Here is a 16,410-nt window from a genome sequence, read left to right on the forward strand (position 1 = left end):
CAGGGGTTCCATCAGCTGTTCTTTCGTTGGCGTTTGAGGTCGGCCGCGCCGAACGCGTAGGGCAGCAGCTCGCTCAGCGGACGCGGCCCGGAGTCGGAGTCGATGAGGAGCTGCGGTCCGCCGTGCTCCCACAGGAGCTGGCGGCAGCGGCCGCACGGCATCAGCAGGTCGCCGTCGGGGTCGACACAGGAGAAGGCGGTGAGCCGGCCGCCACCGGTGGCGACCAGTTCGGAGATCAGGCCGCACTCGGCGCACAGCGCCACCCCGTAGGAGGCGTTCTCCACATTGCAGCCGCCGACGATGCGGCCGTCGTCGACGTACGCCGCGGCGCCCACGGTGAAGCCGGAGTACGGGGCGTAGGCCCGGGACATGAGATCCCGGGCCCGCGTCCGCAGGGCTTCCCAGTCGTAGGAGGACTGATTCACTTGCCCTGACCCTTCCGATACGGCTTGCCGATGGCTTTCGGCACGCGCAGGCGTTGCGCGGCCAGGGACAGGACGAGCAGGGTGGCGACGTACGGGGTCGCGTCGACGACCTCGGTCGGCACCGTGTCGGTGAAGAAGTACCAGGCCGTCAGCCCCACCGCGATGCCACCCGCGGTCAGCGCCTGCTTCAGGCGGCCGGAGCGCACACCCCACACCGTGAGGACGACCAGCAGCGCGGCCAGCAGGAGCAGCAGGCCGTGCACGGTCTCGCCGCCGCCGCGGAGCTGGAGGCTGTCGGTGAAGCCGAACAGGCCGGCGCCCATGGCGACTCCGCCCGGCCGCCAGTTGCCGAAGATCATCGTGGCGAGACCGATGTAGCCGCGACCGCCGGTCTGGCCGTCCTGGTAGAAGTGCGAGGAGACGATCGCGAGGAACGCACCGCCGAGCCCGGCGAGACCGCCGGAGACGAGCACGGCCGCGTACTTGTACCGGTAGACGTTGACGCCGAGGGACTCCGCGGCGACCGGGCTCTCGCCGCAGGACCGCAGCCGCAGGCCGAAGGCGGAGCGCCACAGGATGTAGAAGGTCCCGAAGAACAGGCCCACGGCGAGCAGCGTCAGCCAGGACACATCCGTCACCAGACCGCGGAGGATGCCCGCGGTGTCGGAGACGAAGAACCAGTCGTGGTTCTCGATCGAGCCCAACCACCCCGACAGTCCGGGGATGTTGAAGGTGCCCAGGGAGTCCATCGGCGGGGACTGCTTGTCGTTGCCGCCCGCCTGCGCGGCCGCGCTGCCCTCCGCGCCGAACAGCAGCTTCGCCAGGTACTGGGCGAAGCCCAGCGCCAGGATGTTGACGGCAACACCGGAGATGATGTGGTCGACGCCGAAGGTGACGGTCGCGACCGCGTGGATCAGTCCGCCGAGCAGACCGCCCACGATGCCCGCGACGACCGCCCACCAGGGCCCGTACTGCCAGCCGGCCCAGCCCGCGCCGAAGGTGCCGAGGATCATCATGCCCTCGAGGCCGATGTTGATGACGCCCGCCCGCTCCGACCACAGACCGCCCAGACCGGCCAGGCCGATCGGCACGGCCGCCGCGAGCGCGCCGTTGTACTGGCCGCTGGAGGTCAGGTCGTTGGCGCCGGTGAGAGCGCGCAGCGCGGAGAGCGCGAGGAGGACGCCCGCGAGGATCAGCAGGACCACGGGGTAGCTGAGCTTCCTGCCTCCGCCCCGCTTCTTGCCGCCCGGCTCGCGCGAAGGCGCCTTTGCCGTGGTCGCGCTCATGCGGACACCTCCGCGTTGTCGTTCTTACGGGCCTGGGCGGCGAGCTGCGCGCCGACCTTGCGCTGCTGGCTCTTGAGCCCGTAGCGGCGCACCACTTCGTAGGCGATGACCACGCAGAGCACGATCACACCCTGGATCACACCGACGATCTCCTGGGCGTAGCCCTCGAATTCGAGCTGGCTGCCGGTGCGCTCCAGGAAGCCCCAGAGCAGCGCGCCGAGCGCCATACCGGCCGGGTGGTTGCGGCCGAGCAGCGCGATGGCGATGCCCGTGAAGCCGATACCGACGGGGAAGTCCGTGCCGTAGTTGTACGAGACGCCGAGCAGGGTCGGCATCCCGACGAGGCCGGCGACGGCACCGGAGAGCACCATGCTGGTGACGACCATGCGCTTGACGCTGACACCGCTCGCCTCGGCGGCCGACTCGGACTGGCCGACGGCACGGAGGTCGAAGCCGAAGCGGGTGCGGCTGAGCCCGAACCAGTAGAGGAAGCCCACGAGCACCGCGACGACGATGAATCCGTCGATGGGGTCCGGCGTGGTCGGGATGGTGAAGAAGTGGCTGGACGCGGGGATGCTGGGCGTGTGGATCAGGTTGCCCTCGCGCTCGCCGAGCCGGGAGGCGGCCAGGAAGTAGCCGATGATCGAGGCGGCGATCGAGTTCAGCATGATGGTGCTGATGACCTCGCTGACCCCGCGGGTGGTCTTCAGCAGGCCCGCGATACCGGACCAGAGCGCGCCGACCAGCATCGCGACGATGATGATCAGCGGGATCTGGAGGAAGCCCGGCAGGGTCAGCGCGCCGCCGACGACCGCGGCGAAGAACGCCGCGATGCGGTACTGGCCGTCGACACCGATGTTGAACAGGTTCATCCGGAAGCCGATGGCGACGGCGAGCGCGGACAGGTAGTACGGGATCGCCTTGTTGATGATCCAGACCTGGCTGTCGCTCTTCGAGCCGTAGTCGACCATCACCTGGAAGGCGTGGATCGGGTCGTCGCCGTCCGCGACGAGGATCAGCGAGGTGATGACGAGAGCGGCGACGATGGCGAGAACGGGCGCGGCGAGCCCGAGGATCAGCCGGTCCTTGTCGAACTTCGGCTTCACTTCTCGCCTCCCTCGTCCTCGTGGTGCTCGAGGTGGCCGCGGGCGGCGCCGGTCATGGCCGAACCCAACTCCTCCGGGGTGATGGTGGCGGGATCCGCGTCCGCGACGAGGCGGCCGCGGTACATGACCCGCAGGCTGTCGGAGAGCCCGATGAGCTCATCGAGGTCGGCGGAGATCAGCAGCACCGCCAGACCTTCACGGCGCGCCTCGCGGATCTGGTCCCAGATCTGCGCCTGCGCGCCCACGTCCACACCGCGCGTCGGGTGCGCGGCGATCAGCAGCTTCGGCTCGTGGCTCATCTCGCGGCCGACGATCAGCTTCTGCTGGTTCCCGCCGGACAGGGAGGCCGCGGTGACCTCGATGCCGGGGGTCCTGACGTCGTACTCCTTCACGATGCGCTTGGTGTCGCCGCGGGCGCCCTTGAGGTCGAGCAACACGCCCTTGCTGTTGGGGCGTTCGCTGACATGGCCGAGGATGCGGTTCTCCCACAGCGGGGCCTCCAGCAGCAGCCCGTGGCGGTGCCGGTCCTCGGGGATGAACCCGATGCCGTCCTCGCGGCGCTTGCGCGTGGGCGCGTGCGAGATGTCGTCCCCGTCGAGCGTGATGGCGCCGCCGTCGGGGGTGCGGATGCCCATGACCGCCTCGACCAGCTCGGCCTGCCCGTTGCCCTCGACACCGGCGATGCCCAGCACCTCGCCCTTGTGGATGGTGAGGGTGATGCCGGAGAGAACGGCGCGTACGGCTCCGTCGGCGTCGGTGGCCGACATGTGCAGGTCGGAGACCTTGAGCATCGCGATGTCGGTGACCGTGGACTCCCGGGTCTCCGGCGACGGCAGTTCGGTGCCGACCATCAGTTCGGCGAGCTGCTTGGGCGTCACGTCGGAGGGGTGCACGGAGGCCACCGTCGTACCGCGCCGGATGACGGTGATGTCGTCGGCGACGGACAGCACTTCGCCCAGCTTGTGGGAGATGAAGATGACCGTGAGGCCCTCTTCCTTCAGCTCCCGCAGGTTGTCGAAGAGCGCGTCGACCTCCTGCGGGACCAGCACGGCGGTGGGCTCGTCGAGGATGAGCGTGCGCGCGCCGCGATAGAGGACCTTGAGGATCTCCACACGCTGGCGGTCGGCGACACCGAGGTCCTCCACGAGCACATCGGGCCGGACGTTCAGCCCGTACGCGTCGGAGATCTCCATGACCTTGGCGCGCGCCTTGGCCGCGATGCCGTGCAGCTTCTCGGCGCCGAGGACGATGTTCTCGAGCACGGTGAGGTTGTCGGCCAGCATGAAGTGCTGGTGGACCATGCCGATACCGCGCGCGATGGCGTCGGCCGGGCTGTGGAAGGTGACCTTCTCACCGTCGACCGTGATGGTGCCCTCGTCCGGCTTCTGCATGCCGTAGAGGATCTTCATCAGGGTGGACTTGCCGGCGCCGTTCTCACCCACGAGGGCATGCACGGTGCCGCGTCTGACGGTGATGTCGATGTCGTGGTTGGCCACAACTCCGGGGAACCGCTTGGTGATCCCGTGAAGTTCTACGGCAGGGGCGCTGTCTGCCGGGGTGCTGCTGCTGGACGCTTTGATGGCGCACTCTCCTCGAGGGAAGGAGCCGTGTTCTTGGGAGGGCGGAAAGGCGACGGTATCGCGGGATACGGCACGCTACGCGCGTAGTGTCGGGACGAGGGCGCGGGCTCGGCAGAGAGGCGATCCCCCCTCTGCCGAGCCCGTGATGCCGGTCAGAGCAGACCGAGGATCAGGGGGCTTCCTTGACCTTGACCTCGCCGCTGACGATCTTCTTCTTCGCGGCCTCGATGTCGGCCTTGATGTCGTCGATGTAGCCGCCGGACGTCGCCAGGCTCACGCCGTCCTTGGACAGCGGGTAGGCGTTGGTGCCGGTGAGCGGCTTGCCGTCCTTGACGCTCTTGATCACGTCGAACACGGCCACGTCGACGTTCTTGATGACCGAGGTCAGGATCGAGTCCTTGTACTTGGCCAGACCGGGCTGCTGGTACTGGTCGGAGTCGACGCCGATGCCCCAGGTGCCCTTCTTGGCGCTGACGGCCTCGATGGAGCCCGCACCGGACTGGCCGGCGGCGGTGTAGACCACGTCGATGTTCCGGTCGAGCATGCCCTTGGCCTTGGAGTTGGCCGCGGCCGGGTCGTTGAAGCCCTTGTCGTTGTTGGCGTACAGGTACTCCGGAACGACCTGGACATCCTTCTTGGTGTCCTTGACGCCCTGGACGAAGCCCGCCTCGAACTTCTGGATCAGCGCGTTGTTCACACCGCCGATGAAGCCGACCTTGTTCGTCTTCGTCTTGAGCGCGGCGGCGACACCGGCGAGGTACGAGCCCTCGTGCTCGGAGAAGACGATCGAGTCGACGTTCTTGCCCGGCGAGACGGAGTCGACGACCGCGAAGGTGGTCTTCGGGAACTCCTTGGCGACCTTCGTGATCGACTTGCCGTAGTTGAAGCCGACGCCGATGACCGGGTTGTAGCCCGCCTCGGCCAGCGAGGTCAGCCGCTGCTCGCGGTCGGCCTCGGTCTCACCGTTCTTGGCCGTCAGCATCTTCGACTTGACGTCGAGTTCCTGCTCGGCCTTGTCGATTCCGCGGGCGGCGGACTCGTTGAACGAGTGGTCGTCACGGCCGCCGACGTCGAAGGCAAGTCCGACACCCTTGTCCTTCGTGCCCGCGGACTCGGTGGACGACTCGCCGCAACCGGCGGCGGTGAATGCGAGTGCCGCGGTTGCGATGCTCGCGGCAGCGATCTTGGCTATCCGTCGCAAGACGGCACCCCTTCACTTGCTGGATGCGCACTGACCGGCGCTGGTTCGCCGCATCGTAACGCGCGTAGATGTCAGATAAAGGCGCGGTTCCAAGCCGTTATCGATTCGACGCGAAGCGGCGTCGACGCAGACACCTACGGTCGGTGAAAGCGCCTACGGACGGTGTCCGTCGAGCAACGCAGCCGCCGTGAAAAGCTCCACGCCGACCTTGATCGCTTCCTCGTCCACGTCGAAATCTCCGCAATGCAGATCCCTCCGGGTCGTGTCCCCGACGGGCCGGACGCCCAGCCGCGCCATCGCGCCGGGCACATGCTCCAGATACCAGGAGAAGTCCTCGCCGCCGAGACTCTGTTCCGTGTCCTCGATTGCGTACGGCCCCCGCCGGACGGCCATCGCGTCGCGCAGCAGTTCCGTGCTGCCCGGCTCGTTGACCACGGGCGGGACACCACGAATGTAGTTGATCTGCGATTTGGCGCGATGGAGCGTCGCGACCTCGTCAATGGCAGCGTGTACCAGATCGGGGGCGGCGCGCCAGGCCGGGAGGTCGAGGCAGCGGACGGTGCCGGAGAGCTCGGCGTGCTGCGGAATGACGTTGCAGGCGTGACCCGCCTGGATACGGCCCCAGGTGACGGACAGGCCCGAGCGGGCGTCGATACGGCGGTTGATCAGCGCCGGAACGTCGGTGGCGACCTTCGAAGCGGCCGTGACCAGGTCGGTCGTCAGATGCGGGCGGGCGGTGTGGCCGCCGGGGCCGTCCAGCGCCACCTCGAGCCGGTCGCAGGCAGAGGTGATCGGGCCCGTGCGCAGGCCGATCACGCCGACCTCCACCTTGGGATCGCAGTGGACGGCGAGGATCCGTCCCACGCCGTCCAGCACGCCCGACTCGATCGCGTCGGGCGCACCGCCCGGCAGCACCTCCTCGGCCGGCTGGAAGATCAGCCGGACCGGGTTCGGCAGGCGGCCCTCCCGGGCCAGCTCGGCCAGGACCAGGCCGGCGCCGAGGACAGCGGTGGTGTGCACATCGTGACCGCAGGCGTGCGCCCGGTCGGGCACCGTCGAGCGGTACGAGACGGTCTTGGTGTCCGGAATCGGCAGACCGTCGATGTCCGCCCGCATCGCCAGCATCGGCTGTGCGCCGTCCCAGCCCTCGGTGCCGATGTCGCACACGAGCCCGGTGCCGACGGAGAGAACCCGCGGTTCGAGGCCGGCCTGCTCCAGGCGGGCCATGAGGGCGGCGGTCGTACGGAACTCCTGATGGCCCAGCTCGGGATGCATGTGCAGGTCGCGACGGAAAGCGATGAGCTCGGAGCACAGGGCATCCGGGACCGTCCCGGGCAGCTCGGGATGCGCGGACAGGTCAGCGTCGCTCTCGGGGGACATCAGTTGGTTCACCCTCTGAAGAATACGACTGCCGACCGGGCAACTGTCCTGCGATCAACAAAAGTTCAGCCGGATGGGGCGGAAAAAGATGAGGCGGGCCGCATGAGCGGACCCGCCATTGGGTAGAAAGAGAGGTTCGCTCTCAGGGAGCCGCCGCGGGCACGGACGGCAGTCGGTGCACGTCACGGGCCGTGCCCGTGACCCCCGACAGGAAGCCCTGGGCCCGCGGGGACGCGGTATCGGTCAGCCAGGCCGGGTCGATGTCACAGACGGCGACCTTCACCTCCGTACCCGCGAGGGCGAGCGGGAGGGTGTGCACGACGGTCGAAGGGAAGCTCAGGATCGTCCGCCCGATGGGGCCGCGCCGGGCGATCAGCTCCAGCGGCAGGTCGGGCCGTACGATCTCCAGCCCCGTCTCCTCGGAGAGCCGCTTGAGCTTGTCGGTGCTCTCACGGCGGTGCGCGAAGTAGCGCGTCGCGCCGTGCGCACGGGCGAGGGAACCCACGGCCCCGATGTAGCGGTCGAGGTCGACGACGCCGGTCTCGGCGAGCGAGGTCCCGACCAGGTCCGAACCGCGGGTGAGCGCGGGCGGCCCGAAGCGTGCCCGGGTCCAGGCGAAGTCGTTGGCGGTGACGGTGACGCCGGCGGGCGGCTCGACGGGCATCGAGCTGAACACCTCGACGGTCCTGCGGCCCTCGCGGGGCGTGAGCCTGCGGCGCGCGAGGGCGGACACCGGTGCGAAGACGGCCTCACGCGCTCCACGGCCGCGGCCGGTGCGGTGCCAGCGCACCAGGCGCTCGCCGCGGGCGAGCTGGGCGACGAACTCCATGGTGGCGGTCCCGTCGTCCACGACCACCAGGTCCGGCGCGCTGGTCAGGGTCAGCAGGAGCTGGACGTACCGGGAGAACGGGTCGCCGATCACAATCCGCCGGGCCCGGCGCAGCGCGGGCGTCAGGGCGCCGATGGTCTGGAACGGCGCGGCGGCGCCACCGCGGGCATCCTCCCAGCGGACGGTGAACCCCTCGTCCCGCGCCAGCTCCGCCATCCGGCGAAGCTGGCCCCGGGTCATGGGGTCGTTCGGGGAGAGGACGACAACGGTGACGGGGCCGCGGCGGGCGGTGTCGTCCGCCGAAAGGGCAGGGGCGCCCGGCAGACGGGGGGCGGCGTCCGCGGAACGTCCCGGAGCGTCCGCGCCCTGATCGCGTCCGGCGCACCGGCCGTCGGCGTACGCCCACTCCAGGACGTTGAGGAGCTGGACGGGACTCTCGACGAAGGCGAGGGTGTCGCCGGTGCCCCGTACGCCCCCGGCAGGCACGGAGCGCGCGGGCCCCGCCGCCGGTGGCGGGGTTGCGGCGACCGGGGCGGCCGTTTGCGATGCTTCCGGGCCGCGGGCGTCCGGGGCGGGGCCGTCCGGTCCGGGGGTCCCCGTGCCGCCGTCCCCCGGCTCGTCCCGGAGCCCCTCGCCTCCACCGGACGGATCCGCTCCAGCGGTGTCCGGGGTACGCCCGTCCAGGGCGGCGTCCGCCGGGCCCTCGGGCCCGTCAGGCGTGCTGCTCACCGTGACATCCCGTGTCTCATGACCGCGCGCGGCCGTTCGCCGCGACCGTGGATCCGCTCCGCCGTCCCCGGGGCCGGGGACGTGCCCTCCCATTGCAAGGCCGGGAAGGCGTGCGCCGGGGCGCGTGCCGGGCTCCGGCACGGACGAGTGCGCCGCCGGCCGGTCCTCCGGCACGGACGAGTGCGCCTCCGTCGGCCGGTCCGCAGCGGCCGGCCGGCCCATGGCCACCCACCCCGCGCGGTCCGCCGGTCCGTGCGGTTCCGCCCGCCGCGGCGCATCGACGGGCCCAACAGGTGCGCTCACGCGGTCACCTCGCCTTCTCGCGCCGGTCCGCCCCGTCCTGCGGGGGCGGACCGGCTGGGGAGGCGGGGCGAACCCCGCCCACATTCCTTGTGCAGGTCCCCACGCTCCGGATCAGACCGCCGCCGGCTCGCGGACCTCGGTCTCGGCCTCGGCGATGACACCCGGGACGCGGCGGAGCTTCTTCATGGGGCCCAGCTCGCTCTCGTAGACCTTCTTGATGCCGTCGCCCAGCGACTCCTCGATCGTGCGGATGTCGCGGACGAGGCGCTGCAGGCCCTGCGGCTCGACCGACGCGGCCTGGTCCGAGCCCCACATGGCGCGGTCGAGGGTGATGTGGCGCTCGACGAAGCTGGCGCCGAGGGCGACCGCGGCGAGGGTGGTCTGCAGACCGGTCTCGTGGCCGGAGTAGCCGATCGGCACGTTCGGGAACTCGGCCTGGAGGGTGTGGATCACCCGCAGGTTGAGCTCCTCGGCCTTGGCCGGGTACGTGCTGGTGGCGTGGCAGAGCAGGATGTTGTCGCTGCCCAGGACCTCGACCGCGTGACGGATCTGCTTCGGGGTGGACATGCCGGTCGAGAGGATGACCGTACGGCCGGTGGAGCGCAGGGCGCGCAGCAGCTCGTCGTCGGTGAGCGAGGCCGAGGCGACCTTGTGGGCCGGGACGTCGAACTTCTCGAGGAAGGCGACGGCCTCGGTGTCCCACGGGGACGCGAACCAGGAGATGCCCTTCTCCTTGCAGTACGCGTCGATCTGCCGGTACTCGTCCTCACCGAACTCCACGCGGTGGCGGTAGTCGATGTAGGTCATCCGGCCCCAGGGGGTGTCGCGCTCGATGTCCCACTGGTCGCGCGGGGTGCAGATCTCCGGGGTGCGCTTCTGGAACTTCACGGCGTCGCAACCGGCGTCGGCGGCCGCGTCGATGAGCTTGAAGGCGTTCTCGAGCTCGCCGTTGTGGTTGATGCCGATCTCGCCGGTGATGTAGACGGGACGGCCCGGTCCGGCGATCTTGTCGCCGAAGGTGCGAAGGCGCGGGGTGGTGCTCATCTAAGACAAATCCTTCTCTAGAGGGAGGGGCCGAGAATCCATGAGGCGATCTCTCGGATCGCCCCGTTGCCACCAGGGGTGGAGGTGACCGCGCGTGCGGCGCCGCGCACGACGTCGTGCGCGCCGGAGACCGCGACCGGCCAGCCGACGAGGCCGAAGCACGGGAGGTCGTTCACGTCGTTGCCGACGTAGAGCACGCGCTCAGGGGCGATGCCCTGCTCCTCGCACCACTGCTTGAGTGCGAGGTCCTTCCGGTCGATGCCGTGGAGCACGGGGAGCCTGAGCTTCCGTGCCCGTGCGGCGACGACCGGGTTCTGCTCCGTGGACAGGATGAGCATGTTCAGCCCGGAGCGGCGCAGTGCCGCGATGCCGAGGCCGTCGCCGCGGTGCACGGCGACCATCTCCCGTCCGTCGGAGTCGACGAGCACCCTGTCGTCGGTCTGGGTGCCGTCGAAGTCGAGTACCACCGCATCGATGTCGTCGCGGGTGGGGAGTGCGCCGGGGCGCGGCGCGTCGAGGAGGGGTGCGAGGGCGCGGGCGCGCGCGAGGTCGTGCGGGTCGTCGACCTCCAGCACCCGCGCCGGGTCGGTCCGCACGAGTTCGGTACGGCCGAAGAAGCGGTGCCCGGCCTCGCGGAAGCCGACCGCGTTCATGGCGTAGGCGGCGCCGGTCTCCAGCAGGTCCTGCGGCCGGTCCTGGCGGCGCGGACGGTACGACTTGTCGTGGTTGATTCCGTAGCCGCCGCCCGCGTCGGCCTCGCCCACGCCGTCGTCGCCGTCCCTCCAGACGAAGCCGTGGAAGGGCGCGACGGTCAGCGCGCTGTCGGCGCCGCCCTCGACGATCGCCGCGGCGACACCGTCGATGTCCTCGCGGACGATGAACGGGCTGGTGCACTGGACGAGCAGCACGGTGTTCACCCGGCGGCCGTGCATCGCCTCGTGCGCGTCCATGGCGTGCAGCACGGCGGCCTCGCTGGTCGCGGTGTCGCCGGCGATGGCGGCGGGCCTCTGCACGACATCGGCGCCGGCGCCGCGCGCGGCTGCGGCGATGCCCGGGTCGTCGGTGGAGACGACGACATCGGTGACGACCCGGCTCGCCAGGCATTCGCGTACGGCGCGCACCACCATGGGCACGCCGCCGACAGCGGCGAGGTTCTTGGCGGGCACACCCTTCGACCCGCCTCTCGCGGGGATGACGGCCAGCACGGTGGGGGGCATCAGGGCTCCTTCGGGGAATTCGGCGGGCTGCTTCCGCGCAGCCGGGACTCGGTCGGTCACAGCTCCCCCATCCGCCGGATGACCGGGGCCACCCGCTGGACGCCGTGCCGGTAGGCACCGCGCGCCACATCCCGTACGGCGCTGCGCACGATGCGCCGTACGCCGCCGGTCTCCTCGCTCACGGCGCTCGCCCCGGGCAGCGGTTCGCCCTGGGGGCCGAGGTGGTGGCGGGCGAGGATGCCGGGCAGATAGCCGGGCGCGGTGGCGGAGGTGTAGTACGGCTCGAGGTGCGGCAGAGCCTGGGCGGAGAGCAGGGCGGCGACGCGCTCGCGCGCGGCGGTGAACGCGTTCTCGTACGGCCCGTCGGCGGCGACGCCCTGGCGGCTCAGCCACAGCGCGTCGGGCTCGGGGCGGTGTCCCGCGTCCAGGTCGTCCCAGGAGGCGAGGCAGCCGGAGCCGAGGAAGTGGTGGTTGCCGAGCCCCTCGCGCACACCGAGGTCGGTGAGGACGGCGGTGGGGATGCGGCGGTGCAGGGACTCCAGCGCCGCGGTGGAACTGATGGTGACCAGCAGGTCGGTCCGGTCCAGCACCTCGCCCATGTGCCCGTAGACGAGCGTGCAGTTGGCGGGCAGGCCGCCGGGGATCCTCGCCGCCAGCTTCTGGTACGGCAGTTCCTCGATGTGTGTGGTGTGCTCGCCGGGCTTGCTGCGCAGCTTGATCTGCACCGCGCGCCCGGGGTGCTTGCGGGCGTGCTCGGCGGCGCGGCGCAGCAGGTACATGCGGTCGGCGCGGGTGGCGGGCACGGAGGGCTGGGCGGCGAAGACGACCGTGTACGGGCGGCTCCCCCGGGCGTTCTCGTCGTAGGGCGCGCCGCCGAGGAAGGGGAGCGCGGTCTCGACGACGCCTGAGGCGTCGGCGCCGACGCCCCGGTAAACGGCACGGAAACGCTCGGCGTCGTGACGGGAGTTGGCGAGCACCAGATCGGCGCCGTGGCGCAGGAGAAGACCGTCGGCCAGCTTCTCGTAGACGACGCCGACGTAGCCGGTGACGACGACGGGGCGCTCGGTCCGGCCCTCCCAGGTGCGGGCGAGCCCGTGCAGCACGGCCTGGACGGCGCCGCCGACGCAGGCGAGCACCACGACGTCGTACGCCTCGCGGCCCATGGTCCGCAGGAACTCGACGGCGGTGACCTCGCGCAGCGAGTCCGCGTGCACGCCCACCTCGCCGAGCTGGCGGGGGGTCGGTGTCGCGCGGCCGCGGAGGAGGAAGCCGTCGAACGCGATGTCCGATACGAGGCGATCTGCGGTGAGGGCACCCCACTTCCATCGCGTATCGGAATCGGCGAGCACGGCTACCCGCGTACGGTGACTGCTACTGGCTGGCACGTCGACGACGCTAGGAAGCCATTCCGATTCGCGGCCCAACTCAGGCTCAACAAAGGGTTAACAGCACATCGACGAATGGCGAATCGGTGCGCAGGAGCGTCGGGTTAACTGTTCCGCCATGTTTCGTTCACCCACAGGCTCACCACTGGTCAAGACGAATGCCAGGGACGCACCTAACGTCTCGCGAGTGGTTAAGCTCTCCGTCATCGTGCCGTTCTTCAACGTGCAGACATACGCGCCCGACACCCTGAGAAGTCTCCGCGCGAACGCCAGACAGGATTTCGAATTCATTCTCGTCGACGACTGCTCGTCCGACGGGACTCCGGAAATCCTGGACCGCGCCGCGCGCGATCTTCCGGGAGCCGTCGTCGTACGGCACGAGCAGAACGGAGGGCTCGCCACCGCGCGCAACACCGGCATCGACGCCGCGCGGGGCGAGTATCTGACGTTCCTCGACGGCGACGACTGGCTGCGGCCCGGCTACTACGAGGAACTCCTCTCCGCCATAGAGGAATTGGAGTGCGACTTCCTGCGCACCGACCATGTGCAGTGCACCGCGCGGGCCCGCTCGGTGCACCGCGTCCCGCACGGCCGCCGCAATGTCGTCATGGACCCGCGCGCCGCCATCCTGCCTGCCGACCGCAGCACCTCGGTCGACTACGCCTACGCCTGGGCGGGGATCTACCACCGGCGCCTGGCGGACGAGGGAGTTCTGCGCTTCAAGGACGGGCTGCGCACCGCGGAGGACCGGCCGTGGATCTGGCGGCTGCACCGCGAGGCGAAGTCCTTTGCGGTCGTGGGGCTGCTCGGCGTCCATTACCGGCGCGGGGTCGCCTCGTCCCTGACCCAGATCGGGGACGTCCGGCAGCTCGATTTCATCCGGGCTTTCGATCAGGTCGTACAGGAGACCGCACAGGACCCGGAAGCGGATCGCCTTCTTCCGAAAGCGGTGCGCACCTATTGCGCGATCATTTCCCATCATCTCGGCAGCATCGAGAGGTTCGAAGCACCCGTGGCACGTAAGTTGCGGTCGATGAGCGCGGCCGCGCTGAAGCGCATGCCGCAGGACGTACTCCAGGACGCACTCGGCTCGATGGACCACGAGCGCGCCTCCCGGCTGCGGCGACTGCGCCGCCGGCCCGTGGGCGCGGAGGTGGCCGCCTGATGTCCGCAGCCTCCCCCCGTACGCCGTCCTCCGGCACACCGTCCCCCCGCCGGCTGACATCCGGCAGAACGACGCAGATCTTCTTCGCCTCCACCCTCTACGGCGCCGCGACGCTCGCCGCCGCCCTCGACGCGGACCTCTTCGACCCGGCCGACCGGCGCATCCTGCTGGTCAGCAACAACGCGGCGACCCCCGAGACCACCCCCGCCCTGGACTCCATGCCGGGCTTCGAACGGCTCCGCGGCCGCTTCGACCGGGTGCTGTCATGGAACGAGACGATCAGCCCCTTCCACCCCGGCGGCTGGTCCCCGCGCGCGGACGACGTCCCGCTGTGGGAGCGCCATCTGCGGCTGCTGTGGGACCTCGGCGAGGACGACATCGAGCTGGTCGTCGAATCCATCCAGGTCAACCCGGCCCTCGCACTGGCCCAGCTCTTCACGGGCGCGCCCATCGACGTCTACGCCGACGGCCTGATGAGCTACGGCCCGACGCGCAACAAGCTCGACCCGCTGGTCGGCACCCGTATCCGGCGTCTGCTCCACCTGGACCTGGTACCGGGCCTGCGGCCGCTGCTGCTCACGGAGTTCGGCGTCGAGCCGCACATCGTCCCCACCGGTGCCTTCACCAAGGTGCTCGCGGAACTGGCCGAGGACTCCGGCACCGCGGCGCTCCCCGCGATCGAGTCCCCCGCGCTGCTGCTGGGCCAGTACCTCTCCGCCCTCGACATCCTCACCGACGAGGAGGAGGAGCGGCTGCATGTGACGATGCTTCGCGGCGTCGCCGGACTCGGCCACACGCGCGTGGTGTTCAAGCCGCACCCGACCGCCCCGGCCCGCTGGTCGCGGATGCTGGAGAAGGAGGCCGGTGAGCTGGGCGTCGAACTGACCGTTCTCGACTCGCCGTTGCTCGCCGAGGTCCTCTACCAGAAGATGCGCCCGGCCCTGGTCGCCGGATGCTTCTCCACCGCGCTGCTGACGGCGACCGCGCTGTACGAGCTGCCGGTCGCGCGGACCGGGACGGGCGTGCTGCTGGAGCGGCTCGCCCCTTACCAGAACAGCAACCGCGTCCCCGTCACGATCGTCGACGCCCTGCTGCCGGAGCTGACCGACACGGCGGCGGTCACGGCCTGGACGCCGCCCACCGCCACGGAGGTCGAGGACCGGCTGACCGGACTGGTGCGGGCCGTGGGGTACGCGATGCAGTCCCAGATCTACCCGGACCTGCGCCCGGACGCCGAGCGGTATCTGACCACACGCCTGGACACGCACACCTGGCGGTACTTCAAGCGGCGCCGGCTGACGTCGCTGGCGCTGCCCGGCGCGATCCCGTCCCAGCTCGCCTTCCTGCCGCGCAACGCGACGGTGCGCAGGGTGGCGCGCAGGGCGCGGGCCGTGCAGCGCAGGATCGCGAAGAAGAGGACGGCGTTCGGATGAGCGCCACGGCAGGGACGACGGCGCGCCCCGCGGCCGAGCCGGGTTCCGCGGGACCGTCGTCGCCGGTCTCCGGGGCCGCAAGTCCCTTTCAGGGAAGTCCCGTTCAGGGAAATCCCCTTCAAGGCAGTCCCGTTCAGGGAGGTGCCGCCACTGCGGGCAGGAGTCCCGGGGCGCGCGGCATACGCGGCGCGCCCCGCGCTCCCCGACTCCGCGCCCTCGACGGACTGCGCCTGATCGCCGCCCTGATGGTCGCCTTCTACCACTTCGGCGGTCGCGACGGCGAGATAGGTGAGGCCTGGGGGACGTCGCCGTCCGTCCAGTTCCCCACGGCCTCGAACCTCTTCGCGTACGGCTGCCTCGGCGTCCAGGTCTTCTTCGTCATCAGCGGCTTCGTCATCTGCATGAGCGGCTGGGGCCGGCCGCTCCGCTCGTTCTTCGCCTCGCGCGTCTCGCGCCTCTTCCCGGCCTACTGGGCCGCGATCATCCTCGTGACGGCGGTCTTCGCACTTCCCTGGGTCGCCTACGAGGCGGTCTCGCCGAGCGACGCGCTGGTGAACCTGACGATGCTGCAGCAACCGCTGGGCGTCGACCGCGTCCTCGGAGTCTGCTGGACCCTCTGGGCCGAACTCCGCTTCTACGCCCTGTTCGCGCTTTTCGTCGTCCTGCCGGGCGCGAACCGGCAGCGGATCGTCCTGTTCTGCGCGGTCTGGACCCTGGCGGCGGTGATCGCGGACGCCGCGAACGACCCGCTGCTCGACATCGTGCTCATGCCCGAGTACGCGCCCTTCTTCATCGGCGGCATCGGGCTCTACCTCGTCCACCGCGACCGCCGCGACACAACGGCCTGGGGCATCGTGGCCGCGAGCTGGCTGATCGGCCAGCACTACGCGGTGAGCCGGCTGTGGCACCCGGCGAGCCCCGAGTTCTTCTCGTACCGCCCCTCGTACGGGATCGTGGCCGTGGTCACGCTGGGCTTCGTCGCGGTGGGCGCGATCGCCCTGGGGTACCTCCGGTGGGCCGACTGGCGCTGGCTGACGGTCGCGGGCGCCCTGACGTACCCCTTCTACCTGGTCCACGAACACCTGGGCTGGGTCGCGGTCCGCCTCCTCCACCGCACCCTGGGCCTCCCGTCGTACGTGACGCTGGCAGGCGCGATCGCGGCGACGCTGGCGGTGGCGTGGTTGCTGTACCGCTGCGTGGAGACGCCGTTGACGCCCCGGATCAAGCGGGCGCTGGCGACGCAGCGGAGGTAAGCGGCCCGGGGCGCTCCTTCTCCCTCAACGTCTCTCTCTGATCCGTCCGGACGGGTACGTGGCTGTGGCCACCG

The 16,410-nt window shown here is 70.4% G+C and carries 13 protein-coding genes; 3 read left to right on the top strand and 10 right to left on the bottom strand.

Annotated elements, in window-relative coordinates; all coding sequences use genetic code 11:
• Positions 1-11: 11 nt before the first annotated feature.
• The 10 genes from ACGFNH_RS22015 to ACGFNH_RS22060 form a co-directional block, all read right to left on the bottom strand.
• A complete protein-coding gene (locus ACGFNH_RS22015; RefSeq protein WP_393656219.1) occupies positions 12-425 on the bottom strand; it encodes a cytidine deaminase in 414 nt (137 codons plus the stop codon).
• Complete coding sequence (locus ACGFNH_RS22020) at positions 422-1,711, bottom strand: ABC transporter permease (RefSeq protein ID WP_393656221.1); 1,290 nt, start codon at positions 1,709-1,711, stop codon at positions 422-424. Before ACGFNH_RS22020 ends, ACGFNH_RS22015 begins: the two co-directional genes overlap by 4 nt.
• Complete coding sequence (locus ACGFNH_RS22025; RefSeq protein WP_393656223.1) at positions 1,708-2,817, bottom strand: ABC transporter permease; 1,110 nt, start codon at positions 2,815-2,817, stop codon at positions 1,708-1,710. The genes ACGFNH_RS22020 and ACGFNH_RS22025 overlap by 4 nt, the downstream gene beginning before the upstream one ends.
• A complete protein-coding gene (locus ACGFNH_RS22030) occupies positions 2,814-4,397 on the bottom strand; it encodes an ABC transporter ATP-binding protein (RefSeq protein ID WP_393656860.1) in 1,584 nt (527 codons plus the stop codon). The genes ACGFNH_RS22025 and ACGFNH_RS22030 overlap by 4 nt, the downstream gene beginning before the upstream one ends.
• A 169-nt stretch (positions 4,398-4,566) precedes the next feature.
• Entirely contained in the window at positions 4,567-5,598 is a 1,032-nt protein-coding gene (locus tag ACGFNH_RS22035) for a BMP family protein (protein ID WP_393656225.1), read from the bottom strand.
• A gap of 153 nt (positions 5,599-5,751) precedes the next feature.
• Entirely contained in the window at positions 5,752-6,978 is a 1,227-nt protein-coding gene (locus ACGFNH_RS22040; RefSeq protein ID WP_393656862.1) for an amidohydrolase, read from the bottom strand.
• A gap of 142 nt (positions 6,979-7,120) precedes the next feature.
• Entirely contained in the window at positions 7,121-8,293 is a 1,173-nt protein-coding gene (locus ACGFNH_RS22045; RefSeq protein WP_393656864.1) for a hypothetical protein, read from the bottom strand.
• Positions 8,294-8,950: 657 nt separating this feature from the next.
• Entirely contained in the window at positions 8,951-9,883 is a 933-nt protein-coding gene (locus tag ACGFNH_RS22050) for an N-acetylneuraminate synthase family protein (protein ID WP_393656227.1), read from the bottom strand.
• Between the two features lie 17 nt (positions 9,884-9,900).
• Entirely contained in the window at positions 9,901-11,100 is a 1,200-nt protein-coding gene (locus tag ACGFNH_RS22055; protein WP_393656229.1) for a cytidylyltransferase domain-containing protein, read from the bottom strand.
• A 56-nt stretch (positions 11,101-11,156) separates the two neighbouring features.
• Positions 11,157-12,485, bottom strand: coding sequence for a DUF6716 putative glycosyltransferase (locus ACGFNH_RS22060; protein ID WP_393656231.1), 1,329 nt, complete (start codon positions 12,483-12,485; stop codon positions 11,157-11,159).
• 187 nt (positions 12,486-12,672) lie between these two features.
• Here ACGFNH_RS22060 and ACGFNH_RS22065 point away from each other — a divergent pair, with 187 nt between their 5' ends.
• From ACGFNH_RS22065 to ACGFNH_RS22075, 3 genes are read left to right on the top strand one after another with little or no spacing between them, the layout of a single operon-like run.
• Positions 12,673-13,650 carry a glycosyltransferase family 2 protein gene (locus tag ACGFNH_RS22065; protein ID WP_393656233.1) on the top strand — a complete coding sequence of 326 codons (978 nt, stop codon included), beginning with the start codon at positions 12,673-12,675 and terminating at the stop codon, positions 13,648-13,650.
• Positions 13,650-15,083, top strand: a complete 1,434-nt coding sequence (locus ACGFNH_RS22070; protein ID WP_393656235.1) for a polysialyltransferase family glycosyltransferase — start codon at positions 13,650-13,652, stop codon at positions 15,081-15,083. The genes ACGFNH_RS22065 and ACGFNH_RS22070 overlap by 1 nt, the downstream gene beginning before the upstream one ends.
• Complete coding sequence (locus ACGFNH_RS22075) at positions 15,080-16,336, top strand: acyltransferase family protein (RefSeq protein WP_393656237.1); 1,257 nt, start codon at positions 15,080-15,082, stop codon at positions 16,334-16,336. The genes ACGFNH_RS22070 and ACGFNH_RS22075 overlap by 4 nt, the downstream gene beginning before the upstream one ends.
• Positions 16,337-16,410: the final 74 nt, after the last annotated feature.

This window comes from Streptomyces sp. NPDC048639, from assembly GCF_043199075.1.
In the GTDB taxonomy this organism is placed as follows: Bacteria; Actinomycetota; Actinomycetes; order Streptomycetales; family Streptomycetaceae; genus Streptomyces.

Bases quoted from the DNA above. Each gene is read 5' to 3' on its own strand.
- ACGFNH_RS22055 (WP_393656229.1), bottom strand. From the start codon at position 11,100: ATGCCCCCCACCGTGCTGGCCGTCATCCCCGCGAGAGGCGGGTCGAAG.
- ACGFNH_RS22070 (WP_393656235.1), top strand. From the start codon at position 13,650: ATGTCCGCAGCCTCCCCCCGTACGCCGTCCTCCGGCACACCGTCCCCC.
- ACGFNH_RS22050 (WP_393656227.1), bottom strand. From the start codon at position 9,883: ATGAGCACCACCCCGCGCCTTCGCACCTTCGGCGACAAGATCGCCGGA.
- ACGFNH_RS22040 (WP_393656862.1), bottom strand. From the start codon at position 6,978: ATGTCCCCCGAGAGCGACGCTGACCTGTCCGCGCATCCCGAGCTGCCC.
- ACGFNH_RS22075 (WP_393656237.1), top strand. From the start codon at position 15,080: ATGAGCGCCACGGCAGGGACGACGGCGCGCCCCGCGGCCGAGCCGGGT.
- ACGFNH_RS22020 (WP_393656221.1), bottom strand. From the start codon at position 1,711: ATGAGCGCGACCACGGCAAAGGCGCCTTCGCGCGAGCCGGGCGGCAAG.